A 24,815-nucleotide genomic window follows, 5' to 3' on the forward strand; every position below is an offset into this window, starting at 1 on the left:
CGATGAGGACGTGTTCAGGGTTCTGGCGACGGCGACCGTGCCGTCGTCCGATGGCGTCAGGTCACGGCACCCTGGGTGAAGGTCGCCGTGACCGGTTTGTGGTCGCTCGGGGCGACTCCGTCGAGGAAGTAGTCGACGACCTCGGCGGTGCGGGGCCGCAGGGCCCCGTTGAAGAACAGCCAGTCGAGTGCCTTCTCCACGACCTGGACACCCTCCCAGCGCATCGGCTTGTCCAGCCGTGGGGTGACCGGATGCGTGATCGGGCTGGTCCGGCCGAGGGTGCCGAACGGCTCCCGGAAGCCGCCGTCGTAGAACGCCCACAGCGGGCGGGCGTAGTCGTTGATGTCGATGCACAGGATCACCGGGTCTCCCCCGGCGAGCCGGTTCAGCTCCCGCGCCGCGGATCGGGCCTGCTCGGTACGGGGGCTGCGTTCGGTGCGCACCTCCTCGGCGTTGCCCGGGAAGGTCAGGTGCGCCGACGCGAGGACCACTGGCGCCAGGCCGGGCGCCTCGACGTGGCGCAGCCGCACCCAGGACAGGCCCCGGCCGGGTGTGGGCATCCCGATGTCGGCGAGGCCGTGGTCGACCTCGGCGAACAGCTCGCGGTCCCACCACAGGTTCGCGTGCTCTTGCCAGCCCGGTGCGTCGTCGACGACCCGGGCGTGCCCCGGCAGCGCGGCGTCGATGAGGTCGACGGCGGCCGGGCTCAGCTCCTGGACGCCGAGCAGGTCCGGGCTCCGGCCGGTCAGGAGCCCGCTCAGCGCGGGGGTGCGACGGGGCAGATCCCAGTCGCCCCACAGGTTGTAGGTCATGGCCGTGAACGTGTGTCGCATGGTCTGCCTCAGTCCGTGGGTGCGGCGCCGGCGCCGGCGCCGAGGTGGTGGGCGGAGTTGGCGCTGACGAGCCTGCCGGCGAGCACCGCGCCGTCGGTGCCGACCCAGTACTCGAGCTCGGTGAGCGAGCAGTTCCCGGCGCCTCGGACGGCCCGGTAGCCCGATGGCGGGAGTCCGACCGCGGCGACCGTCGCCATCCGGATCGGGCCACCGTGGCTGAAGGCGACGACGAGCCGCTCCCCTGCCGGGTCCTCCCGCGCCGTCTCGGCGGCGAGGTCGGCGATCACTGACTCCACGCGCGCGGACAGCTCGGCCATCCGCTCGCCGCCGCCCCGGGGCAGGTCCTGCCCGGCGCGGATCCTCTCGATCGTGTCGGCCTCGGCGCTCGCGACGTCGGCGATGAGCCGGCCGCTCCAGGTGCCGTTGTCCACCTCCCGCAACCGCGGGTCCAGGCGCAGCGCGACGGCGCCGGGGAGCATGTCGACATACGGCGCGGCCGTCTGGAGCACCCGCGGCAGGTCGCTGGCGAGCACGACGTCCGGCACCCGGTGGGCCCGGGCCAGGAAGCCGGCGGTGGTCACGGCCTGGTCCTTGCCACGAGCGGTCAGCCCGCCGCCGAGGTGGCCCTGGATCCGGCCCTCGCCGTTCCAGTCCGACTCGCCGTGCCGGACCAGCAGCACGCGCAGCCGAAGCGCATCCTGCTCCAGTAGCGGTTCGTCGATCGCCCAGCCCGTGACCACGCGTGTCCTTCCCGTGGGTGCCCGGTCGGGCCGCCCTCAACGTTCACGGTCCGGCACGGCCGGGTGTCGGCGCAAGGACGTTTCGCGGCCTGCAACACCGTTGCCCCACGCCCCGGACCGGGGCAGCGTCGCTACCGCGATCGTCGCCGAGAAGGGGCCCATCATGCGTTCACCGACCCGTCCGATCCGCCGCGCCACCCTGGCCGCGGCCCTGACCATGACGCTGGCGGTGCCCCTCGGAGCCGCCGCCGAGCCAACCGGGTTCACTCCCGGACCCGGCTCCGGCGAACCGAGCGGCGTCCTGATCGAGGAGTTCTCGCTCGGCGGGCCCGCCGGCCCGAAGGACAGCATCCTCGAGCTCGCGAACCACAGCGAGGATCCGGTCCCGCTGGACGGCTGGCGGGTCTACCCGTGCGGGGCCTCCGGGAGCCGGGGCAGCCTGTGGGCGACGCTGCCGGACGTGACCCTCGCCCCGGGCGAGGTGTTCCTGCTCGCCAGTACCGGATCCCCGCACGCCGGCGACGCCGATGCCACCTTCGTCAGCGGCGGCGCCCAGGTCGCGACCGGGGCCTGGGTGGAGAGCGCCGGGTCCGTGGTGCAGGACCGGTTGTCCATCTCCCCCGCCTCCCGCGACTCCGCCTGCGGCCCCGGCCTGCCTGCGACGCTCGACGCGGCCGCGGACGAGACCTATCAGCGGGTGGGCGCCACCGGCGACCCGGCGGCCGACTTCATCGCGGCGACCGCCACGCCCGGGGCGCCGAACGCCGTCGAACCGGCGCCCGGTCCGGTCGACTCCCCGGTGCTGGTGACCGAACTGGCCAACGGCGGGCCCGCCGGGCCGGCCGGTGAGCTCGTCGAGCTCGGGAACGTCTCCGCCGCACCCGTGGATGTCACCGGGTGGGTCCTGTCCTTCTGCGCGGCGGACGGCTCGACGACCATCCCCGCGCCGGTGACGCTGCCCGCCGGCACCGTCCTCGGCGCGGGCGCCACCCTCGTGCTCGCCCCGGCCGGCGGCGACCTGCCCTATTCCGAACCCCGGCTCCCGCCCGAGGGCGCCGGCGTGATCCTGCGGGACGACAGCGGGGCCGTCCGGGACGGCGTCGGCATCTACGAGCAGGACGCCGAGTTCGCACCGGCGGTGGACAGCGCCTGCGTGCGCGGCACGGCCCTGCCGAACCGCCTCGACCTCGCCTCCGGACAGTCCTACCAGCGCGTGGCGAACACCGGTGACAACGCGGCCGACTTCGCCGTCGGCGACGCCGCGCCGGGCGACCTCGAGGCCGCCCCCCTGACCAGCGGGCTGCGCTTCGAGCCCGGCCTGGGGGTGCGGATCACCGAGGTGGCCCACACCCTCGACGCCGACTCCGACCCGGCGAGCTTCGTCGAGCTGACGAACACGACGACGGCGGCCGTCTCGATCGAGGGCTGGTCCGTCCAGCGCTGTGGGGTGGACGGGCGCCTGGAGTCCGACCCGTGGGTGGCACCGCTGTCCGGCACCCTCGAGCCCGGCGCGGCCATCGTCCTGGCGCAGGCCGGCAGCCCGTGGGCGAGCGCCGCCGCGGCGGTCTTCGACGCCCCGCTCACCGCCGCGGGCTACGGCCTGCTGGTGCGCGCCGCGGACGGCGCCGTGGTGGACCGGTTCGGGATGCTCCGGGACCGGTACAGCCCGTGCATCGACGGGGTCACCCTGGACGAGATCATCGCCTACTCCCTCGGTCTGAGCTACCAGCGGTTCGCCGACACCGGCGACAACCGCCGCGACTTCGTGCATGGCGAACGCACCCCGGGGGTGTGGGCGCGGGACCTGCGGGCGGCGACCGACATCGAGGCCTCCCGGCTGGAACCTGTGACCGTGGCGCCGGACCCGCGGCCGCTCGCGGCCACCGACCTGACCGCCACGGAGGCGACCACCACGGCGGACCTGGGCGCCGCCGTCGGGCATACGAGCGGCGCGCAGGTGACGGCGACGTTCGCCGGCGGGACCCAGGTCCAGGTGAACAGCGCGGCGAGCCGGGTGTTCTCCGGCACCAGCCCGCAGGCGCCGCCGGCCGAGCGGATCGGTACCGGCGAGACCCGGCACCGGCTGGCCGACCTCGCGGACCAGATCACCGTCACCGGTGTCGACGGCTACCCGTACCAGCGCTTCGAGCTGGTGCTGCCGGGCCGCGCCGAGGATGTGGCGGACGTGGCGTGGACCGGCTCCAGCCTCGGCGGCCACGAGCTGCAGATGTACGCATGGAACTTCACCACGTCGGCGTGGGACCTGCTCACCGTGGGCTCGGGTCGTGACGGCGGCACCTTCACCATGGTCGGCCGGATCGAGGAGGCCGTGCACCGGCTCGGCGCGCGCGTGGAGATCCTCGTCCAGGACGGCCCGGCGACCACGCCCGCGTTCGACGTCGGGGCCGACGAGACTTTCGAGGACCCGGGCGACTACGACTTCTCGATCGGGTACATCCCCGACCCCCAGGAACTCACCTACGGGTACCGGTGGGGCTATGCGAACGAGATCGCCTGGCTCGTCTCCAACGCCGACGCCCGCAAGATGGCCTACGTCTCGACCATCGGCGACGTGACCGAGTGGTGGATGTGGGGCACCCACCTGGAGAACCAGGCGCGGGAGCAGTTCGAGACCGCGCAGGCGTTCGGTGACTACCTCACCGACGCGGGCATCCCGAACGGGACGGTGCCGGGCAACCATGACAACAAGTGGGGCCGGGACAACGCCCTCTACAACGAGTACTTCGGGCCCGCGCAGATCGGCGGCACGCCCTGGTTCGGCGGCGCGATCGGGGCCGACGACGCGTCCAGCCACTACGACCTCTTCGAGGTCCAGGGCGCGCGGTTCCTCGCGCTGAACATCGGCTACCCGGGCTGGTTCAACCACGACGCCACGCTCGCCTGGGCGGCGCAGGTGATCGAGGACCATCAGGACCACAACGTGCTCATCTTCACCCACGACTACCTGCAGCGGGACGGCGAGCCGGGCGATGCCACGGACCGGTGGAACGCCGTCGGGTACCGGATCTGGGAGGACCTGGTGGTCCCGTACGCCAACGTCGCCTTCGTGATGGGCGGGCACGTCAACGGGCAGGCCTACACGGTGGCCCGGGACGTCGGCGGGGTGCCCGGCCGGATCGTGCCGCAGATGCTCTCGAACTACCAGGGCTACCAGATCGTCGACGGCGAGAAGCGGGCCGACTTCCTGCGCCTGCTGCAGGTCGACATCGACTCCGGGACGATCTCGGTGAACACCTACTCGCCGTCCCTGGACGAGCACAACTCGTGGCGGTACGCGTCCTCGCCGACGTGGACCCCGGAGCACGACGAGTTCCTCGCCCCGATCACGATCACGGGGACGGACCGGCAGGTGACGTCCACCGGGCTGGTCCTGGCCCGGGACACCGCGGTCATCGGGACGGCGACCGGGGCCGACGGCGTCACCGCCACCTGGTCCGGCCTCACCCCGGGCGCGGCGTACGTGTGGTGGGTGGCGAGCACGGACGCCGCCGGGGCCGAGACGGTCCTGTCCGAGCCGGCCGTGCTGCGCACGCGGGAGTGAGCGCGCCGAAGGGGCGGGCGGCGCGGCCGCCCGCCCCTTCGGAGTGCGCGGGTCCTGGTCGGCGCGCGCCACGCCCGCCCACGCGCGGCGCCACCCCGACGAACCTGACGGGTCGCGCGGCGGGTCGCGTCAGGCGGTCGGCGCCACGGCGGGTTCGACGGCGGCGAAGTGGCATGCGCTGGCGTGCTCGCCGAGGCGCACCTCGAGTGCGGGCACCTCCACGGCGCAGCGGTCCCGCGCCTTGGGGCACCGGGTCCGGAACCGGCAGCCGCTCGGCGGGTCGGCCGGGGAGGGCACGTCACCGGCCAGCACGATCCGTTCCCGGCTGGGCATCCGCCACGGGTGCGACACCGGGATCGCCGACAGCAGCGCCTGGGTGTACGGGTGCGTCGGCCGGTCGAACACCTCGTCGCGCGTCCCTTCCTCGACGATCCGGCCGAGGTACATGACGGCGATCCGGTCGGAGATGTGCCGGACCACGGACAGGTCGTGGGCGATGAACAGGTAGGTCAGGCCGAGGTCGCGCTGCAGGTCCTGGAGCAGGTTGATCACCTGGGCCTGGATGGACACGTCCAGCGCGGAGACCGCCTCGTCGCAGATGATCAGCTTCGGGGACATCGCCAGGGCCCGGGCGATCCCGATGCGCTGGCGCTGGCCGCCGGAGAACTGGTGCGGGTACCGGTCGAGGTGGTCGGGATTCAGGCCGACGCGTTCGAGCAGTTCCTGCACGCTCGCGCGCCAGGTGCCGCGAGGGCCGAAACCCGGCTGCACCTGCCACCCCTCCGACACCAACTCGGCGACCGTGCGCCGCGGGTTCAGCGAGGAGTAGGGGTCCTGGAAGATCATCTGGACGTCCCGGCGCAGCCGACGGGTCTGCGCCCGGCCGGCGGCCGCGAAGTCCTGGCCCTGGAAGAGCACCTGGCCGGAGGCCGCCTGCTCGAGGCCGATGATCGTCCGGGCCACGGTGGACTTGCCGGAGCCGGACTCCCCGACCAGGCCGAGGGTCTGCCCGGCCTGCAGGTCGAAGCTCACCCCGGCGACCGCCTGGATGCCCCCGACCCGCCGCCGCAGCAGCGCCGACCGGATCGGGAACGTGGTGTGCAGGTCACGGACGCTCAGCAACGGTTCAGCGGATGCCATCGGCGAGCACCTCCTCGGCGTGGTGGCAGGCGGTCAGGTGCGCCTGCGGCCGGTCCGGTGCCGGTCTCAGCACCGGCTCCTCGGTGCGGCATCGGTCTGTCGCGAAGGCGCACCGCGGGTGGAACGAGCAGCCCGTCGGCAGTTGCCGCAGGTCCGGCGGCGCCCCGGTGATCGGAGTGAGCCGATCCTGGTCGCCCGTGGGCAGCGAGCCCATCAGGCCCACCGAGTAGGGGTGGGCGCCGTGGTCGTAGACCTCGCGGATCGGTCCCGTCTCGACGACGCGCCCAGCGTACATGAGGATCGCGCGGTCGGCCACGTCCGCGACCACGCCGAGGTCGTGCGTGATCAGGACCAACGCCATCCCCTCCTCGCGCTGCAGGTCCGCGAGCAGACTCATGATCTGCGCCTGGACGGTCACGTCGAGGGCGGTGGTGGGTTCGTCCGCGATGACCAGGCGGGGGTTCATCGACAGCGCCATGGCGATCATGACGCGCTGGCGCATGCCGCCGGAGAACTGGTGCGGGTAGTCGTCCACCCGCTTCTCGGGTGCCGGGATGCCGACCCGGTGCATCATCTCGATGGCGTGCTCGCGGGCCTTGCGGCGGGAGACGCCGCGGCGCCGCCGGAGCGTCTCCCCGATCTGGGTGCCCACCCGGAACACCGGGTTCAGCGACGAGAGCGGGTCCTGGAAGATCATCGCGATGTCCGTGCCGCACAGGGCCCGGGTGTAGGAGTCGGGCCGGTCCAGCAGGTCGACACCGTCGAAGGAGACGCTGCCCCCGTCGATCCGCCCGGCCGGCCGCGGCAGCAGGCCCATGACGGTCTGGGCCGTGACGCTCTTGCCGGATCCGGACTCCCCGAGGACGGCCACGGTCTCGCCTGCGCCGACGTCGAAGGAGACGCCGTCGACGGCCCGGAGCCGCCCCGAGCCGGTTGCGAACGAGACGCTCAGGTCCTGCACCCGAAGCAGCGGTCCGGTTCGAGTCCCGGGGGCGGCGGTGCCCGTGGGTCGCTCGGCGAGTCTCATCGTCAGATGCCCTTCATCTTCGGGTCGAAGCGGTCCCGCAGCGCGTCCCCGAGGATGCCGAAGGAGACCACGAGGATGGCCAGGCAGATGCCGGGGATCGTGGAGACCCACCAGGCACTGCTGAGCAGGTTGCGTCCGTTCGCGATCGTGACGCCCCAGCTCGGCGTGGACGCCGGGGTGCCGAGGCCGAGGAAGGACAGCGCCGCCTCGGCGAGGATGACGCTGCCGATGTCCAGGGTCGCGATCACCAGGATCGGTGCCGTACAGGCCGGCAGGATGCAGGTCCGGATGATGTGCCAGTTGCTCGCGCCGAGGGTACGGGTGGCGTCCACGTACTCGCGGTTCTTCGTGGCCAGGACCTGGCCACGGGTGACCCGCGCGAACGTCACCCAGCCGCTGATGGCGAGGATCAGGACCACGTTCAGGACGCTCTGCCCGATCACCGCCGCGATCAGGATCGCCAGCAGGATCCCGGGGAACGTGAGCTGGATGTCCGCGACCCGCATGAGCACGGCGTCGGCCCAGCGCCCGAAGTACCCGGAGACCACCCCCACGACCACCCCGATGAACCCCGCCAGGAGCAGGGTCGCGACCCCGACCAGCATCGAGACCCTGGCCCCCTGCATGGTCTGGGCCAGCAGGTCCTGGCCCACCTGGTCGGTCCCGAACAGGACGAGGGAGCCGTCGTCACGGTGCGACAACGGCGGTAGCAGCCGGTTCGCGGTGTCCGTGGCGACCGGGTCGAAGGTCACGATCATCGGCCCGAAGATCGCGGCGAGCACGTAGAACGCCACCACCACCAGTGGGATCCAGATCCGCGGCCCCCACCCGCGTCCGCGACGCACCCGCTCCGGCACGGCGTCCGCCATCGGCGCCGCCACCGTCTCGATCAGTTCCGTACCGCCTGTCATCGACGTCACCTCGCCAGCCGAACTCGGGGATCGAGGTATCCGTAGAGGATGTCCACGATCAGGTTGATCATCACGAAGATGGCGGCGATCACGAGGATCCCCGACTGCACGACGCCGTAGTCACGGAACCCGATCGAGTCGACGATCAGGCGGCCCACGCCCGGCCAGGCGAACACGGTCTCGATCACGACCGTGCCGCCGAGGATGGCGCCGAAGTAGAGGCCCACCACCGTCACGATCGGGATCAGGGCGTTGCGGATGGCATGCGGGAAGATCACGACGCGCTCGGACAGGCCTTTCGAGCGGGCCGTGGCGATGTAGCCCTCGTTGATGACCTCGAGCAGCCCGGAGCGGGTCAGCCGCATGACCATCGCCGTGAACGGCAGCGCCAGCGCGAACGCCGGCAGGAGCAGGTGGGCGAAGGAGCCGGCGCCGCCGCTGGGCAGCAGCTGCAGGCCGCGGGCGAGCATCAGGATGAGCACCAGACCCACCCAGAACGAGGGCAGCGAGTGGGTCACCAGGGACGTCACGGTGATCACGCGATCCGCCCAGGTGTTCACCCGGAGCGCGGCCACGATGCCGAATCCGATCCCGAACACCACCGCGAACATGAGCGCCGCGACGGAGAGCTGGATCGTCATCGGCATCCGCTCGAGCACGTGGCCCATGGCGTCCCCGCCCAGCCGGATCGAGTCCCCGAAGTCGAGCCGGACCGAGGAGGCCAAGTAGTGCAGGTACTGCTGCGGGATCGGCTCCGTCAGGCCGAGGGACTCCCGGAGCGCGGCGATCTCGTCCGGGCTCGCGTCCGGGCCGAGCATGACCAGGGCGGGGTCGCCCGGCACCATGCGCAGCACGATGAAGACGATGGTCACGGCGCCCCACATGACGAAGGCCGCGAAGAGGAGCCGACGGACGATGTAGGCGACCATCAGGCGCCGACACCCGGTGTGGACAGCGCGACCAGGGGTGCCGTGCTCCGACGGTCCACGAACGTCGACGCGAGCTCCTCGGCGCACCCGATCAGGGCGACCGCCAGGGTCCGGAGCCGGTCCGGGCCCAGCTGTCCCGCGGGGAGCACGGCCTCGATCACACCGACGGCCATGCCACCCTGCGCCACCACCGGCGCCGCGATCGCCCGCCGGTCCGCGGTGACCTCACGGTCCTCGACGGCGTAGCCGCGCATCCGCGCCCGGGTGACCGCCTGCCGGACCCGGAACGGGTCGGTGAGGGTGCGAGTGGTCAGCGCCGGCAGGCTGGCGTGCACCAACAGCCGGTCCAGCTCGGCCTTGGGCCGCATCGAGAGGAACGCCTTGCCGATCGCGCTGGCGTGCCAGTGCACCGGCCCCTCGCGTACGGCCACGACGTCGCGGTCGCGGACGGCGACCACCGGCTCCAGGTGCTCCGGCCGGCCCCGGAAGTAGGTGACCACCGCGCCGGACCGGGCGCTGACGGCCTCGAGGGCTCGCGTGATGGCGGGGTCCGGGCCGACGTCGCAGTTCGCCGCCCGGGCCAGTTCGAACGCCCCGACGCCGATCGTGTAGCGGTGCGCGTCGTCGTGGCGCACCAGGTCGTGCGCGAGGAACGCGGCGAGCATGCGGTGCACCGTGCTCTTGTGCAGCCCGGTCCGCTCCGCGAGTTCCGCGAGGGTGGACGGCTGCCCCTGGCGAGCCAGGCTGTCGAGCAGCCCGAGGGCTCGAGAAAGCGATTGCAATCTGGCTCCAATGGTCGCGGAGAATAAGGATGAATGCGCGCCAGAATGACCATGGCAAAGCGGCGAGCGGGACCACCGCTCGGACGTGTGCCTCGATGTCCCATTAGCGTTCCCGGTAACGTTCACGGCGACCCTACGACCGGCTGGGCGAGCCTGTCAAGGGTTGACCGAAACGGGCAGAATCCTGCCGCTGATGGGCCAGGCAGGGCACCCGCGGGACGTTGCTCATCCTGCAACGCGCCGATTGACGCCTTTCTGGCCCTTTCAATAGCGTCGACGACATTCGGTCGACTGCGCCTTGCGTCGGTCCGGATCCGCTGAAGATGCGAATACCTGAATCCTGATGGAAAGGACACCCGATGTTCACGACGTGGAGCGCCACGTGAGCACCTCACCCACACCCGCCACCGACCTGCGCCGCGCGCTCCTCGACGCCGATCCCAAGCTGTCGAGGTTCAACCCGCTGCCCCGGATCCTCGCCCACGATGATTTCCAGACGGGGACGCACGGCTGGACCGAGCTGATCGGCAACTTCGACGGCAACGGCAACCTGCGCACGGTCGACGACCACATGCGGGACTTCCGACCGCCGCAGCTCAGCAGCTGCACCTTCTTCGACACCGGCACCCACGGCGCCCTGAGCGGCACGTACGCCCTGAAGTTGGCGACGCGTCCGATCGCCGGTCACACCGCCGTCGGGATTCGCCGGCTGACGATGGCGGGCAAGGGGCTGGTCCAGCTCGAGACGTACTTCACGTACAAGTCGGAGGCCACCTTGGGGAAGGACCCCGCCAACAACAGTTTCGGTGGCGTCGAGTGGGACGGGAACCTGCACCCGAGCGAGGCACAGTTCGGCGCGTTGACGGTTGCCACCGACATCTGCGGGGACGGCGGCACCAGGTATCACACGGTCGCCCGGTACCGGAACACCACGCTGGACAACGCCCTCGACCGACGCTGGGTCTATCCGGCGGTTCCGGAGCCGACCCCCCGTGAACACGTCCAGGGCAAGGCGAGCCTGGCGTACCTGGCGGACTTCACGGCGCCGGACCCGGACGACTGGAAGCCGTTCAGCGACCCGATGGAGCTCTGCTACAACGAGGTCCCCACGAAGGTGAACTGGCACTACCTGCGCTGGCTGATCGACACCGATGCTCGCAAGAACGTGGAACTGCAGATCAACGACCGCATCATCGACATGCGCGATGTGCCCGTGCCGGTCTACGAGGAGAAGTACGAGTCGCTCGAGACGCTCCTGAACTTCTACTTCAGCGTGCGCACCCACTCGAACGTGCGCAACTTCCTGTTCCTGGACTCGGTCCTCATCTCGGTGGATTGGTGACGGCGATGCGACACACTCAGACCGCCGTGCTGGAACGCGGCGAGGACTTCAGCTCGGACTTCGCGACGGAGCCGTACGAGGTGGCCTGGGCCGGCGAGGCCAGGTTCTTCGTGCAGCGCCTCGAGGACACCACGGGGGAGGTGGAACTGCGTACGCAGATCTCTCCGGACGGAATCACCTGGGTCGATGCCGAAAACACGCCGACGGTGCGCCTTGACGGCACAATGGTGACCTGGTCGGTCCGTGAGTTCGGAGGCTGGCTGCGGGTGAGCGGAACCGTTTCGGGACTGGCGCGGCTGCGGATCTACCTGGTCTGCAAGGGATAGCCATGGGGTTCACGGCCGGGCCGAGAGGGACGTACAGGAGGGGGGCCACCATGACCCAGCGTGTCCGCCTCAAGGACGTCGCCGACTCCCTCGGCCTGTCCGTGAACACCGTGTCCCGGGCGCTCGCCGGCAAGGCCGAGGTCAGTCCCGTGACGCGGCAACGGATCCAGGACGAGGCCGATCGCCTCGGCTACGTCCCGAACACCCTGGCCCGATCACTCGTCCTCGGCTCCAACCAGACCCTCGCCCTGGTGATCACGAACCCGTCCAACCCGTTGTACGCGGAGCTCATCTCCGGGGTCGAGGTACGTGCGCGGCAGCACGGCTACTCGCTCCTGCTCCTCGTCACCGACGAGTCGACGGAGAACGAACGGGCCGCCGTCGAGGCACTGCTACGCGCCGCCGTCGACGGCGCGATCGCGGTGCCGGTGCAGAGCGAGCACGAGCACTGGCGCCGGGTGAACCGCGCCGGGATCCCGCTCGTGCTGGTCAACCGCGACATCCCCGACCTCGACACCGACTTCGTCGGCGTGGACAACGGGCGCGGCGCGTACGACGCCACCCGGCACGTGATCGCCCAGGGCGCCCGCACGGTGTGGGCGCTCGAGGAGGACCTGCCGATCACCACCATCGCCGAGCGGATCGACGGCTTCCACCGGGCCATGGACGAGGGCGGGCTGCCGAGCGCCGCGCGCGACGTGGTCCCGGTCCCGACCCGCCGCTACGAGTCGAGCGCACTGCCGTGGCAGGCGGAGGGCGCCTACACGCTGTGCCGCGAACTCATCGCCGAACGCGGGGCGCCGGACGCCGTGATCACCGGGAACGACTACTTCGCCCTCGGGCTGATGCGCGCCCTGGCCGAACTCGGCCACCGTGTGCCCGACGACGTGCTGGTCACCGGCTACGGCGACCACCCCTATGCCGGGTTCGTCAGGCCGTCGCTGAGCTCGGTCCGGCTGCCCGGGTCGCAGATCGGGGCGGCGGCCGTCGACCTCCTCCTCGCGCGCGGGGAGGAGCCGACCGACGAGCCCGTCAAGCGGCGGATCGCCCCGACGTTCGTCGCCCGGGACTCCACGGCGAGAGGCGCACTGGCACCGGATACCACCGCGACGGACGCCTGAGGCCCGTCACCGGAGCGAGCGGAACCGCCGCAGCCGCAGGCTGTTGCCGACGACGAACACCGACGAGAACGCCATCGCGGCACCGGCCAGCATCGGGTTCAGCAGCCCGGCCGCGGCCAGCGGGATGGCGGCCACGTTGTAGCCGAACGCCCAGAACAGGTTGCCCTTGATCGTGCGCAGAGTGCGCCGGGACAGGGCGACGGCGTCCGCTGCGGCCCGTAGGTCGCCGCGCACGAGCGTGATCTCGCTGGCCTCGATGGCCACGTCGGTGCCGGTGCCCATCGCCATGCCCAGGTCGGCGGCCGCGAGCGCGGCGGCGTCGTTCACGCCGTCGCCCACCATCGCCACGACCTTGCCCTCGGCGCGCAGCGAGGTGACGACGTCGACCTTGTCCGCGGGCAGCACCTCGGCGACGACCCGGTCGATGCCGACCTGCGCCGCGATCTGCTCCGCGGCGCGCTGGTTGTCCCCGGTGAGCAGCACCGGCGTGAGACCGAGCCGCTTGAACAGCCGGACCGCCTCCGCGGAGGTGTCCTTGACCGTGTCGCCGATCACGAGGACGCCGCGGGCCCTCCCGTCCCAGGCGGCCACGACCGCGGTCCGGCCCGCCTCGTGGGCGGCGTCGATGGCGTCGGTCAGTTCGGCGGGCAGTGCGCCGAGCTCGTCGGCGACCCAGCCGGGTCGTCCCACCGCGACGAGCTCACCGTCGACGGTGGCCCGCACGCCCCGGCCCTCGAGATTCTCGAAGTCGTGGGCCTGCGGCAGCGCACCGGCCTCCGCGGCGGAGCGCGCCACGGCACGTGCGATCGGGTGCTCCGAGGCGTGCTCCACCGCGCCCGTCATGCGCAGCACGTCGTCGGCACTCTCGCCGGCGGCCGGGACCGTCTCCAGCAGCGTCATTCGCCCGGTCGTGACGGTGCCGGTCTTGTCGAGGACCACCGTGTCGATCCGTCGGGTCGACTCCAGCACCTCCGGCCCCTTGATCAGGATGCCGAGCTGGGCGCCGCGCCCGGTCCCGACGAGCAGGGCGGTGGGAGTCGCGAGCCCGAGCGCACACGGGCAGGCGATGATCAGCACGGCCACCGCGGCCGTGAACGCAACCTGCGGCGCACTGCCGGTTCCGAGCCAGAAGCCGAGCGTGGCGACGGCGATCCCGAGCACCACCGGCACGAACACCCCGGAGATCTGATCTGCGAGCCGCTGCACCTGCGCCTTGCCGTTCTGGGCATCCTCGACGAGCGCGGCCATCTGCGCGAGCTGGGTGTCCGCGCCGACCCGGGTGGCCCGTACCACGAGCCGCCCCCCGGAGTTGATCGTGGCGCCGGCGACATCGTCGCCCTCGGCCACCTCGACGGGCACCGACTCCCCGGTGAGCATGGAGTTGTCGACGGCGGAGCGTCCGCCGGTCACCACGCCGTCGGTCGCGATCTTCTCGCCCGGGCGGACCACGAACTCGTCACCGACCCGAAGATCGCCGGCCGGGACCCGCAGCTCCACCCCGCCCTGGAGCAGGGTGACCTCCTTGGCCCCGAGGTCGAGCAGCGCGCGTAGGGCGTCCCCGGCCCGACGGCGGGCACGCAACTCGAAGTAGCGGCCGGCGAGCACGAACGTGGTGACGCCGGCGGCGACCTCGAGGTAGATGTTGGCCGCACCGTCGCCACGCGCGATCGTGAACTCGAACTCGTGGGTCATGCCGGGCATCCCGGCCGTGCCGAGGAACAGCGCGTACAGGGACCAGCCGAACGCCGCGAGCGTGCCGAGCGAGATCAGCGTGTCCATCGTGGCGGCGCCGTGACGCAGGTTCACCCAGGCGGCCCGGTGGAACGGCCACGCACCCCAGACCACGACGGGCGTGGCGAGCACGAGGCTGGCCCACTGCCAGTACGTGAACTGCCAAGCCGGGACCATGGCGAGGACGATCACCGGCAGGCTCAGCAGCGCGGAGATGATGACCCGGTTGCGCAGGATCTTCAGGTCCCGCTCCCGCTCGACGTCCGCGGGGTCGACGGCGTCGCTCGAGGGCGTGGGCACGTTCAACTCGTGGGCGGTGTAGCCGGCCTTCTCGACGGCCTCGATGAGCGCGGCGGTGCTGATCGTGGGCGGCACGAAGACACGCGCCTTCTCGGTCGCGTAGTTCACGGTGGCGGTGGCGCCGTCGAGCTTGTTCAGGCGCTTCTCCACGCGAGCGGCGCACGACGCGCAGGTCATGCCGCCGATCCCGAGCTCGATCCGCTGCAGATCTCCGGTCGCGGGCCGGGCCGCGCTCACGTCGGTCATCGGGTCACCTCCACGGTGAAGTCGGCGGTGTGCACCACGCCCTGGTGGGAGAAGTCGAGGAAGAGCCGGTACGTCCCCGGGCTCGGTGCGGTGCTCATGAACTCGACGAGCGGACCGGGCTCGCTCACACCGGCCTCGCCCTCGGGGTGCGTGTGCAGATAGGCGAGGTCCCCGACCCGGAGGGCGACGAGATGCCCGTACGCGCCGAGGTAGGGGTCGAGGTCCGTGACCGGGTCCCCGTCGCGGCTGATCTCGAAGGCGAGCGGGCCGCCCTCGGTGGTCAGGTCGCCGGAGAGGGTGACGGTGTACTCGTCGACGACGGCGGTGCTGCCCGCCGCGGGGAGCGGCACCGTGGTCACGATGCCGGGCACTGTGACGTCCTGGGCGAGGGTCAGCCCGTCCTCAGCCGCAGCCGGCAGGAAGTCTGCGTAGACGCGGTGGCTGCCCGCCGTGGGCCAGGTCCAGTCGATGCTCCAGGTGCCGTCCGCGCCGAGGGTCGGGTGGACGTGACGGAACTGGCTGGTGTCCTGGGAGGCGACGATCAGGTGCAGGTCGCGTTCGTGCTGCGTCGTGTACTCGGTGACCGGGTCGCCGTGGGCGTCCAGCACCCGGAAGCTGAGCGTGCCGGCCACGCCGACGGCGCCCGGTACGGTCAGCGAGTCGAGCCGGTACCCTCCGGCCGCGGACAGGACCCCGACGGGAAGCTCCTCGGCGGCAGCGGCTGCGTCGGGTCCGGAGTCGTGTCCGGAGCCTTCGGCCCCGTCGTGGCCCGCACTCTCGTCGGCCCCGTCGTCGCCCGCGCTCTCGTCGGTCCCGGCGTGGCCGGAGTCACCTTCGCCGGACGCCTCCTCCTCGGGATGGGCCGGCGGCTGCGTCTCGACCTGGACCCCTGAGGCCGATCCGACGGCGAACGCACCACCGAAGAGGACCGCCAGTCCGGCGGCGAAGATCGTCAACTTCACGGGCGCCTGCATGATGTTCCCTTCCACGACATGATCCGACTATACCCCTAGGGGGTATGAGTGCCAACCGGGTCGCGGCGAATCGGTCGCGCGGTCGCGGAGAACAAGGGACGCTGGTGCCCGGACGAGGGCTGATGCCCGGACGAGGCGAGGAGCAACGATGCGGATCGGCGTGGTGACCGAGGTCAAGAACTCCGAGTTTCGGGTCGCCCTCACCCCGGCGGGTGCCCACGAACTGATTCTCGCCGGACACGACGTCTCGGTTCAGGAGGGCGCCGGGGTGGGCTCGAGCTTCGCCGACGACGCCTACGCAGCGGTCGGCGCCCGGATCGTTGCAGACGCGGCCGATGTATGGGCATCGTCGGAGCTCCTGCTCAAGGTCAAGGAGCCCGTCCGGCAGGAGTACCCCATGCTGCGCGCCGACCTCGTGCTCTTCACGTACCTTCACCTGGCGGCCGACGAGGACCTCACCCGCGCGCTGCTGGCGGCCGGCACCACGGCGATCGCCTACGAGACCGTGCAGCTTCCGGATCGTTCGCTGCCCCTGTTGGCCCCGATGAGCGAGGTCGCCGGCCGGTTGTCGGTCCAGGTCGGCGCCTACCAGTTGATGAAGGACGAGGGCGGCCGTGGGGTGCTGCTCGGCGGGGTGCCCGGCACCCCGCGAGCGAAGGTGGTCATCATCGGCGGCGGAGTGGCGGGCGAGCACGCAGCGGAGATCGCCATCGGCATGCTGGCCGACGTGACCGTGCTCGACGTATCGGTGCCGAGGTTGCGTGCCCTCGAGGCCCGCTTCGGGCCGCGGGTGCACACCCTTCGCTCGAACCCGTACACGGTGGCCGAGGAGACGTCCGCCGCGGACCTGGTGATCGGCGCGGTCCTCGTACCCGGCGCGCGGGCACCGAAGCTGGTCACCGACGAGATGATCGCGCGGATGAACCCGGGCACGGTGCTGGTGGACATCGCCGTGGACCAGGGCGGCTGCTTCGAGGGGACCCGGCCGACCACCTACGCGGACCCGACGTTCCGCGTGCATGACTCCACGTTCTACTGCGTGGCGAACATGCCCGGCGCGGTCCCGATCACGTCGACGATCGCCCTGACGAACGTGACACTGCCCTACATCGCCACGATCGCCACGCACGGTTGGGAGGTCGCACTCGGCCGGCACCCCGAGCTGCGGCCCGGTGTCAGCACCACCGGCGGGCTCCTCACGAGCGAGCCGGTCGCCCACGCCCACGGGTTGCGATACGACCCGCTGCCACCGCCCGCCTGACTCCCGGCGTCGCGTCGCCCATACCGTTGAGAAACGTCCTCGAGCCATACCCCCTGGGAAACGTCCGTGAGGTCGCTCATGGAGTCCTCGAGAGCGTTGACCTGTGTCGACGCGGCCCGCTACGGGGGCGTGATGGCTTCCCCACCACCCTCACGCGGGGTCCGGACCTCCCCCAGGTGCCCGATCACCCACCCAGGTTCCGCCGCGTGCACCTTGGCGGCCAAGGCGCGCAGCCTGCGCTCCGCCAACCGGATCGAGCGAGCCTCTCGCGGGCGACACCTGAGCACCCAGCCGCGCTGCGCGAGGTCGGTCACGGTGGGATGGTCGACCTCGCCCGCCCGGACCGCCCGATAGCAGTCACGCATCACCCGGTGGTGGTACCAGGCCGTGGCCGGACTCCGGTCGTACCGCGGCCGGGACGTCCGTTGCGAAGGCACCTGATCGGGCGGCAACACCTCCAGGTGGGCGGGGAACCGCCGGCCCGCGTTGTCCCTGACCTCGTCGGCACGCACCGGCACCACCTCCTGCCCCGACTCGTCGACGACGGCCAACCGGAGGCCACCCTCGGCCAGCGCCTGCGCGAGGTGCCGAACCCCGATCTCGGCGCCCGGCTGCTCGTACCGGTTCACCGTCGACTGCGAGACACCGAGCAGCGCCGCGAGTTCGCGCTGACTCAGGTCCCCACGACGCCGCGCCCGGAGCACGTGCCCTGCCACGTCGAACTCAGCCGTCCGCCCAGCCGAGCCGTCGGACTCAAGCCGCTCCGCTCCGCCGTCGCCCTCAGGCCGCTCCGCCCACCCGGCTGGACCGGCCCCACCCGCCTCGACCACCTCCCAGTCGATCGCGGCCAGGCGCGACCGCGCCGTCCAGACCTCGACCACTTCAGCCACCCACGCGGCTCGCTCCTGCACCGACACCATCGTCGCCTCCTCGGTTCGAACACCCTCCGAACATCCACTGCACCGACCATGCCATCCACCACGGACATTGCGCCGAGCGGCCCGACCACACGAGGCCCTCCGGAACGTTGCGTCACTGACCCGTGGGGTGGGTCAGTGGCGCAACGTCCGGACACACACCGGCGCGCGGCGGCGCGACGCGGCCCATGTGGGTGATCCATGGCACTCTGCTAACGCAGCAGTCCCGCCGCTCAGGAAGCCAGCAGGTTCACCCAGATGACGACTCCGATCTCGCTCGAGGTCGATGCCCTCGACGTGCTCAGTTACGCCATGGCGCACAACGGACTCGCCGTGGTGGGGCAGGTGCGGATCGCGAGCCACGACGTCGACCTGCTCGGGGCACGGATGCGCGTGCGGGTGCTCGACGTCCAGGGCGACCTCGCCCGCCCTTGCGTGGTGGCCGTGGACCTCGCCCGCGGACAGGAGACGGTCGTGCGGGACGTGCCGCTGGTTCTCGACCCGTCGGCGATGGCGCAGGTCGAGGAGGACCGTCCCGCCGAGATCGTCGTGGATGTGCTCCCGCCCGTGGACGGCACGAACCGCGACGAGACCGACGTGGTCTCCGAGCCACTCGCACGGATCGCGCTCCCGGTCCGGCTCCTGGCAGCGCAGCACTGGCTCCGCTCGGAACACCCCGTGACCACCGAGGTGCTCGCCTCGTTCGTGATGCCGAACCATCCCGCGATCTCGCAGTTGCTCGGCGAGGCCGGCGAGATCCTGCGCACCGAGACCGGCAGCGCCTCGCTCGAGGGCTACCAGTCCGGACCGGAGCGGGTCGACGAACTCGCCCGCGCCATCTTCACCGCAGCACACGCTCGTGGCATCCGCTACGCCGAGGCGCCGTCGAGCTGGTCCGCCCACGGCCAGAAGGTGCGCACGCCGGGGGAGGTACTGGACGGGCGGATCGGAACCTGTCTGGACACCGTCGTCGTGCTCGCGGCGGCCCTCGAGCAGGCCGGGATCCGGCCATTGGTGTGGATCGTCGCCGGGCACGCTTTCCTGGGCTACTGGCGCCAGCCGACGTCCCTCGGAGTGGTCTACGACGTCGACACCTCGCGCGTGGTCAACCTGATCGACGTCGGGGTCATCGGCCTGATCGAGACCACGCTCGTCACCGCGGCCGAGTTGCCGGATCGGGCGACCGTGGCACGGCAGCCGTACTCCCGATTCCTCACCGGCGATCTACGGGACGTGTACGGAGTGCTGGACGTCCACGAGGCCCGCCGCAACCGGATCCTGCCGCTGCCGGCCCGGGTCCGCACCGATGACGGCAACGTCACCGTGGTCGAGTACCGGCCACCGACCTACACGCCGCCCGGTGGGGCGCCATCGGCCAGCGGGTCACGGGAGAGCCCGGACGGCGAGGAGCCGAGCCGCGCCAAGGCCCCGCCGCGGGTCCAGCAGTGGAAGAACTCCCTGCTCGACCTGAGCCTGGGCAACAAGCTGATCAAGTTCTCCGAACGCAACGCGATCCACCTGGCCGTACCGCCGGGTGAGCTCGCTCGCCTCGAGGACACGATCAACGCCGGCACGTCGATCAGCCTGTTGCCGGCGGACTCGGTGGACGCCGTCCATACCCAGCGCGGGATCAGCGTCGGGGCCGAGCTGGACGAGGAGATGCGCACCTCCCTGTTGCACGAGCGACGGGCCGTCTACTCCGACGTCCCCGGCGCCGCGTATCAGGGGCGAATGCGCGGCCTCGCGCACCGGGCCCGCACGATCGTGGAGGACACCGGCGCCAACAATCTCTACCTGGCACTCGGGTCCCTGATCTGGTCCGTTGGAACCGAGCAGCTGCGCTCACCCCTGGTGCTGGTCCCGGTCACGCTGCGGACCCGGTCCAAAGCCGGCGCGTACACCCTCACCCTGGACGAGTCGGGTTCGTCCACACCGAACTTCTGCCTGCTCGAGAAGTTGAAGCAACTCTTCGACCTCGAGATCCCCGGGCTGACCGAACCGACCGATGACCACGCCGGGGTGGACCTCGACGCCACACTCGCGGCGACCCGCATGGCCCTGGTCAAGGCTGGTCTGAACTTCCGGGTCGAGGCCACTGCGGACCTGGCCATCCTGCAGTTCGCCAAGTTCCGCCTCTGGAAGGACCTCGACGAGAACTGGGAGCAGTTCGACCACAACCCGCTGGTGCACCACCTGATCCACACCCCGACGGACGCGTTCGCCGACCCCGCTCCCCCGCCCGCCGAGGTGGATCTCGACGAGCTCGCGAGCGGCTGCCCGGTGCCGGCGGACTCCTCCCAGCTCGCCGCGATCGCCGAGGCGGTGGCCGGTCGGACGTTCGTCCTCGAGGGCCCACCGGGCACCGGGAAGTCCCAGACCATCACCAACCTGCTAACCCGCTCCGTCGCCGCGGGCAAGCGGGTCCTGTTCGTCGCGGAGAAGCGCGCCGCACTGGACGTGGTCCGCCGCAGGCTCGAGGACGTGGGGATGGGGCCGTTCTCGATCGACCTGCACGATCGGGCCAGCCGACCGAACGCGGTGCGGGCCCAGATCTCCCGGGCCCTCGAGCTGGCCATCGACACCGACACGCAGGGCTTCGCGGCGGCCACGGAGACACTTCGCTCGACCCGTCGACGCCTCGCCCGGTATGCGGCCGAGTTGCACGAGCCGAACGGCGCCGGGCTCTCCTTGTACTCGGCGCACACCCAACGACTCACGTTGCGTGACGAGCCGCGCGCCCTGCCGGTGCCGACCCGACTGGTCGCGGCCGCGGACCCCGCGGTGCTCGCCGGTGTGCGACGCGCCCTGGAGGTGTTGCCCGACGTCGCCGACCCGGCTCAGCCGCGACCCCACCACCCGTGGGGCTTCGTCGGGCTCGTGGACCCGCACGCGGTGCCCGCGGCCGCCCTGCTCGGTGCAGTCCGACGGGTGGACGTGGCGGTCGACGCCGCCGGCCAGGCACTCGTCCCGTCGGACGGGTTCGCCGGGGCGGTGTCCGCGGCGCGGTCCGTCCGGGAACTGCATGCGGTGGTCACCATCGCCACGTCGCCCGCGGTCCTCGCGGACCTCGACGCGGTGCGATCCGCGGCGGGTGAGCGCGCGCGGACCGACCTACGCACCGCCCTGGTGACGTTCGTCCGCGACCACGGCGACGCCGTCGCCCGGGTTGCTCTCCCGAACGTGCTGGACCTGCCGGTGTCGGACATCCACGCCGCCGCGCAGTCGGCGGCCGCTTCCGGCTTCTTCGGCCGTCGGCGGCGACTGAGAGCGGTCCTGGAGACCCTCCGACCGGGCCTGCGGACCGACGTCGACGTCAGCCACAAGGAGGTCGTCGAGGTCACGACCATGCTCGCCGGCGCCGCGCACGCCGCTGGACAGGTCCGCGACCTAGCCGTCCGGGCGCCCGGGGTACACCTCTCCCCGGACTGGAACCCCCTCCTGCCAGAGCACCGTGAACACCTCGACAGCCAGCTCGCCTGGTCGCAGTGGGCCGCCCGCGCACTGACCCCGGACCCGGTCGCCTCAAGCAGGCCCGCGCAGGATCCCGGGCCCGACGAGAGTCCCGCGACCGCCGTCACGGCGCTGCGGGGCTACCTGGACGCACGTGCCACTGGTCGGGTCGGCGAGGTCGACCCTGCCGCCACCGGGGTCGTCGCGGAACTCCTGGCCGCGTTCACCGAACTGGACTCACTCGTCGGCGCGGCCGCTCCGGGTGCCCCGGAGGACCCGTTCGCCCCCTGGGCGGGCCGGCACGGACTGCTTCGCACCTGGACCCGGACCACGACCGGTCGAGACCTCACCGATCCGCAACTGCTCCCCGCCCGGCGCTGGGCCGCCTTCCTCGGCGGGCTCGAACCGCTACGTTCCGCCGGGCTGGCGCGCGCCCGCGACCAGCTCCGCGAGGGTGTCGTCCACGCCGACGACGCCGTCCGGGCCCTGGACCTCGGCGTGGCGGAGTCGTCCGTCAGCGAACGGTCCGGTGCCACCGGTCTGGCCGGCTTCGACCCGCTCGGGCACGGCCGCACGATCAGCCGCTTCACGACGTCGGCGCGTGAGGTTCGCGATCACCTCACCACGATCGTTCCGCGGGAGGTCCTCGCCTCCCGCCGGTTCGACCCTGAGGCCGGTGGCAGGGTCGGCGCCCTGCGCCGCGAGCTCGGCCGGCAGCGTGGCGGGCTGGCGGTCCGCGCGTTGCTGCGGGCCTACGGCGATCTCATCACGCAGGTCATGCCGTGCGTCCTGGTGAGCCCTGATTCCCTGGCCCGGTTCTTCCCGGCCCGGGCCGACCAGTTCGATCTGGTGGTCTTCGACGAGGCCTCCCAGATCAGGGTCGCCGACGCCGTGGGGGCCATGGGTCGCGCCAACGGGGTCATCGTGGTCGGGGACAGCAAGCAGATGCCGCCGACGTCCTTCGGCGAGCCGCTCTTCGAGGGTGGCGACGACGAGTTCGCCGTCGAAGCCGAGGACGTCATCGACGACGAGGAGTCCATCCTCACCGAGTGCATCCAGTCGCGAGTGCCGCAACGCTGGCTATCCTGGCACTACCGCAGCAAGGACGAGTCGCTCATCGCGTTCAGCAACACCCACTACTACGAGAACCGGCTCTCCTCGTTCCCGGCGCCGAACAACGGGGCGGCCTCCCCGGACATCGACGGCGTCGGCGTCTCGCTGGTGCGTGTGGACGGGCAGTTCCACCGCACCGGGAAGGGTCGGCTGCTCCGGACCAACCCGGTGGAGGCGGACGCGATCGTCGCGGAGATCATCCGCCGCTTCGACGCCCACCCGTACGGGACGCCGTCGATCGGGGTGGTCACGTTCAACGTGCAGCAGCGCAACCACATCGAGTCGCTGCTCCGGGACGCCGGCGACGACCGGCTGCGGGCCGCCCTCGATGACAACAGTGAGGGCCTCTTCGTGAAGAACCTGGAGAACGTCCAGGGCGACGAGCGGGACGTGATCCTGTTCTCCACCGCGTTCGGCGTGAACGACCGCGGAGTCCTGCCGCTGAACTTCGGTCCGCTGAACCGGGCCGGTGGGGAGCGTCGCCTGAACGTCGCGGTGACGCGGGCCCGGCGCCAGGTCGTGGTGTTCTCCTCCTTCGACCCCGACCAGCTGCGCTCGGAACAGACGTCATCCGTGGGCATCAAGCACCTGCGCAACTACCTGGACATGGCCGCGCACGGACCCCAGGTGCTCGGCACCATCGCGTCCGCGCCTCGGCGCACGATCATCGCCGACCGGCACCGGGAACAGGTCGCCGCGTCCCTGCGGGACCTGGGCCTTGTGGCGCACACCGACGTCGGCCTCTCGGACTTCAAGGTGGACCTCTCGCTCGCGCTGCCCGAGCGCCCCGACCACCCCGTCGTGGCCGTGCTGCTGGACGGGCCGGGCTGGGCGGGCCGGGGTACCGTCGGCGACCGCGACGGCCTGCCGGTCGAGGTGCTCTCGGCGATGATGCGGTGGCCGGCCGTGGAGCGGTTGTGGCTGCCCGCGTGGTTGAAGGATCCCGACGGCGAGGCGCGGCGGCTCCTCGAGGCAACCCACGCCGCCGAGCGCGCGGCAGCTGACCGGGAGGAGGCCGAGCGCGAGACGGAACACCTGGCCCGTACGGCAGCCGCCGAGCAGGCGGCTACGGCACTGGCGGCGGACGAGCCGGAGCAGCCGATCCTGACCGGGCTGTCCACGGCCGACGAACGCTCCGAACCGGTGACGGCCTCGGTCGGCCTCGCGGTCCCGTTCCAGCCCTGGGATCCGCAACCCCTCGGCGTGCGGTCCGTGCTGGATGCCCTGCCGGCAGCGCGAGCCGCGCACAAGGTCCAGCAGGCGATCGAGTCGATCGTGGCCCAGGAGGGTCCCGTCCACACCGCCCGGCTCACACGTCTGGTCGCGAACAGCTTCGGACTGACCAAGGTCGCCGAGACCCGTGCCCAGGCGATCCTCGGACAGGTCCCCACGGACCTGCCGGTCCAGGACCAGTTCGTCTGGCCCAGGGGACTGGACCCTGACGACTGGCGCGGCTACCGGACCCAGACGAGCTCCTCCGTGCGGCCGTTGGACCATGTCTCCAGCCGGGAGATCGCGAACGCGATGGCGGACCTGGCGCGGGCGTCCGCTGGCATTACCAGCGAGGAACTTCTCCGGGCGACGACTTCCGTGTTCGGTGGTTCGCGCCTGACAGACGGTATCCGGACGCGCCTCGAACGCGCCCTCGGTGCAGCGCTGACGCTCGGGCTGCTCACCGAACGCGGCCAGTACCTCGCGGCCCACACGGACTGAGCCTCGACCGGACGAACCGGCTCTCGCCACAACCGAGCCTCGTGGCCGGCGGTGGCGGGATCCGTCAGGCACCCCGCCACCGCAGACACCCCCGAAGGTGCGGAAGGTCAGCCCTCCACGCTCACGCCGCAACCGTCCTTTTTCGAACCACGGCCCCCGAGCCGGGAACGCCTCGAACGCGGGAGACGGTGACGTTGTGAGTTCCGCCCTGTTTGGCGGGTACCCCGGCCCGAGAGCGAGTGATCCGGATCAGGCGCGCGCCACCCAGTGCCCCCCTGCGGCACTGCGGTCTGCCCACGCTCGATCACGATCGTTCTCGCTCCCGTCCGGATGTACGTCCTGCACGGGCGGCCAGAAGCTGCCCGTACCTAGCAAGACGCAGGGGACGGACGGATAT

General features: G+C 71.6%; 16 protein-coding genes. 6 read left to right on the forward strand and 10 right to left on the reverse strand.

Translation table 11 applies throughout. The features are described 5' to 3' along the window. Positions 1 to 56: 56 nt before the first annotated feature. Positions 57 to 833 (reverse strand): endonuclease/exonuclease/phosphatase family protein, encoded by a 777-nt coding sequence (locus KCQ71_RS16710; protein ID WP_223407940.1) that lies wholly within the window; start codon positions 831 to 833, stop codon positions 57 to 59. A gap of 8 nt (positions 834 to 841) precedes the next feature. Further along, positions 842 to 1,573 (reverse strand): histidine phosphatase family protein, encoded by a 732-nt coding sequence (locus KCQ71_RS16715; protein WP_223407942.1) that lies wholly within the window; start codon positions 1,571 to 1,573, stop codon positions 842 to 844. A 163-nt stretch (positions 1,574 to 1,736) separates the two neighbouring features. On the opposite strand from KCQ71_RS16715, the gene KCQ71_RS16720 reads away from it, so the two are divergent. After that, positions 1,737 to 5,135: a lamin tail domain-containing protein gene (locus KCQ71_RS16720; protein WP_223407944.1), complete on the forward strand. Its 3,399-nt coding sequence runs from the start codon at positions 1,737 to 1,739 to the stop codon at positions 5,133 to 5,135. A 129-nt stretch (positions 5,136 to 5,264) separates the two neighbouring features. On the opposite strand, the gene KCQ71_RS16725 is transcribed toward KCQ71_RS16720, so the two are convergent. From KCQ71_RS16725 to KCQ71_RS16745, 5 genes are read right to left on the reverse strand one after another with little or no spacing between them, the layout of a single operon-like run. Then, the gene (locus KCQ71_RS16725; protein ID WP_223407946.1) at positions 5,265 to 6,275 is read right to left on the reverse strand and encodes an ABC transporter ATP-binding protein; all 1,011 of its coding nucleotides are present in this window, start codon (positions 6,273 to 6,275) and stop codon (positions 5,265 to 5,267) included. Next, a complete protein-coding gene (locus KCQ71_RS16730; protein ID WP_223407948.1) occupies positions 6,262 to 7,302 on the reverse strand; it encodes an ABC transporter ATP-binding protein in 1,041 nt (346 codons plus the stop codon). Before KCQ71_RS16730 ends, KCQ71_RS16725 begins: the two co-directional genes overlap by 14 nt. Before the next feature lie 2 nt (positions 7,303 to 7,304). Further along, positions 7,305 to 8,213: an ABC transporter permease gene (locus tag KCQ71_RS16735; RefSeq protein WP_223407950.1), complete on the reverse strand. Its 909-nt coding sequence runs from the start codon at positions 8,211 to 8,213 to the stop codon at positions 7,305 to 7,307. A gap of 5 nt (positions 8,214 to 8,218) precedes the next feature. Further along, on the reverse strand, positions 8,219 to 9,142 hold the full coding sequence (locus KCQ71_RS16740) for an ABC transporter permease (RefSeq protein WP_223407952.1): 924 nt from the start codon (positions 9,140 to 9,142) through the stop codon (positions 8,219 to 8,221). Then, entirely contained in the window at positions 9,142 to 9,924 is a 783-nt protein-coding gene (locus KCQ71_RS16745) for an IclR family transcriptional regulator (RefSeq protein ID WP_223407955.1), read from the reverse strand. The genes KCQ71_RS16740 and KCQ71_RS16745 overlap by 1 nt, the downstream gene beginning before the upstream one ends. 382 nt (positions 9,925 to 10,306) lie before the next feature. On the opposite strand from KCQ71_RS16745, the gene KCQ71_RS16750 reads away from it, so the two are divergent. From KCQ71_RS16750 to KCQ71_RS16760, 3 genes are read left to right on the forward strand one after another with little or no spacing between them, the layout of a single operon-like run. Further along, entirely contained in the window at positions 10,307 to 11,266 is a 960-nt protein-coding gene (locus tag KCQ71_RS16750) for a DUF6772 family protein (protein WP_223407957.1), read from the forward strand. A 5-nt stretch (positions 11,267 to 11,271) separates the two neighbouring features. Further along, the gene (locus KCQ71_RS16755; protein WP_223407959.1) at positions 11,272 to 11,592 is read left to right on the forward strand and encodes a hypothetical protein; all 321 of its coding nucleotides are present in this window, start codon (positions 11,272 to 11,274) and stop codon (positions 11,590 to 11,592) included. Positions 11,593 to 11,642: 50 nt separating this feature from the next. Then, a complete protein-coding gene (locus tag KCQ71_RS16760; RefSeq protein ID WP_223407961.1) occupies positions 11,643 to 12,713 on the forward strand; it encodes a LacI family DNA-binding transcriptional regulator in 1,071 nt (356 codons plus the stop codon). Positions 12,714 to 12,719: 6 nt separating this feature from the next. Here KCQ71_RS16760 and KCQ71_RS16765 read toward each other — a convergent pair whose 3' ends face one another. Both KCQ71_RS16765 and KCQ71_RS16770 read right to left on the reverse strand, forming a co-directional pair. Further along, entirely contained in the window at positions 12,720 to 14,990 is a 2,271-nt protein-coding gene (locus tag KCQ71_RS16765; protein WP_223407963.1) for a heavy metal translocating P-type ATPase, read from the reverse strand. Beyond that, positions 14,987 to 15,979, reverse strand: a complete 993-nt coding sequence (locus KCQ71_RS16770) for a DUF8832 domain-containing protein (protein WP_223407965.1) — start codon at positions 15,977 to 15,979, stop codon at positions 14,987 to 14,989. Before KCQ71_RS16770 ends, KCQ71_RS16765 begins: the two co-directional genes overlap by 4 nt. Positions 15,980 to 16,112: 133 nt before the next feature. Here KCQ71_RS16770 and ald point away from each other — a divergent pair, with 133 nt between their 5' ends. Beyond that, on the forward strand, positions 16,113 to 17,225 hold the full coding sequence (gene ald, locus KCQ71_RS16775; RefSeq protein ID WP_223407967.1) for an alanine dehydrogenase: 1,113 nt from the start codon (positions 16,113 to 16,115) through the stop codon (positions 17,223 to 17,225). A gap of 119 nt (positions 17,226 to 17,344) precedes the next feature. On the opposite strand, the gene KCQ71_RS16780 is transcribed toward ald, so the two are convergent. Continuing rightward, positions 17,345 to 18,145 (reverse strand): helix-turn-helix domain-containing protein, encoded by an 801-nt coding sequence (locus tag KCQ71_RS16780; protein ID WP_223407969.1) that lies wholly within the window; start codon positions 18,143 to 18,145, stop codon positions 17,345 to 17,347. A gap of 255 nt (positions 18,146 to 18,400) precedes the next feature. On the opposite strand from KCQ71_RS16780, the gene proA reads away from it, so the two are divergent. Further along, a complete protein-coding gene (proA, locus tag KCQ71_RS16785) occupies positions 18,401 to 24,418 on the forward strand; it encodes an anti-phage protein ProA (RefSeq protein WP_223407971.1) in 6,018 nt (2,005 codons plus the stop codon). Positions 24,419 to 24,815 lie beyond the last annotated feature (397 nt).

The organism is Occultella gossypii, from assembly GCF_019947135.1.
Lineage (GTDB): Bacteria > Actinomycetota > Actinomycetes > Actinomycetales > Beutenbergiaceae > Occultella > Occultella gossypii.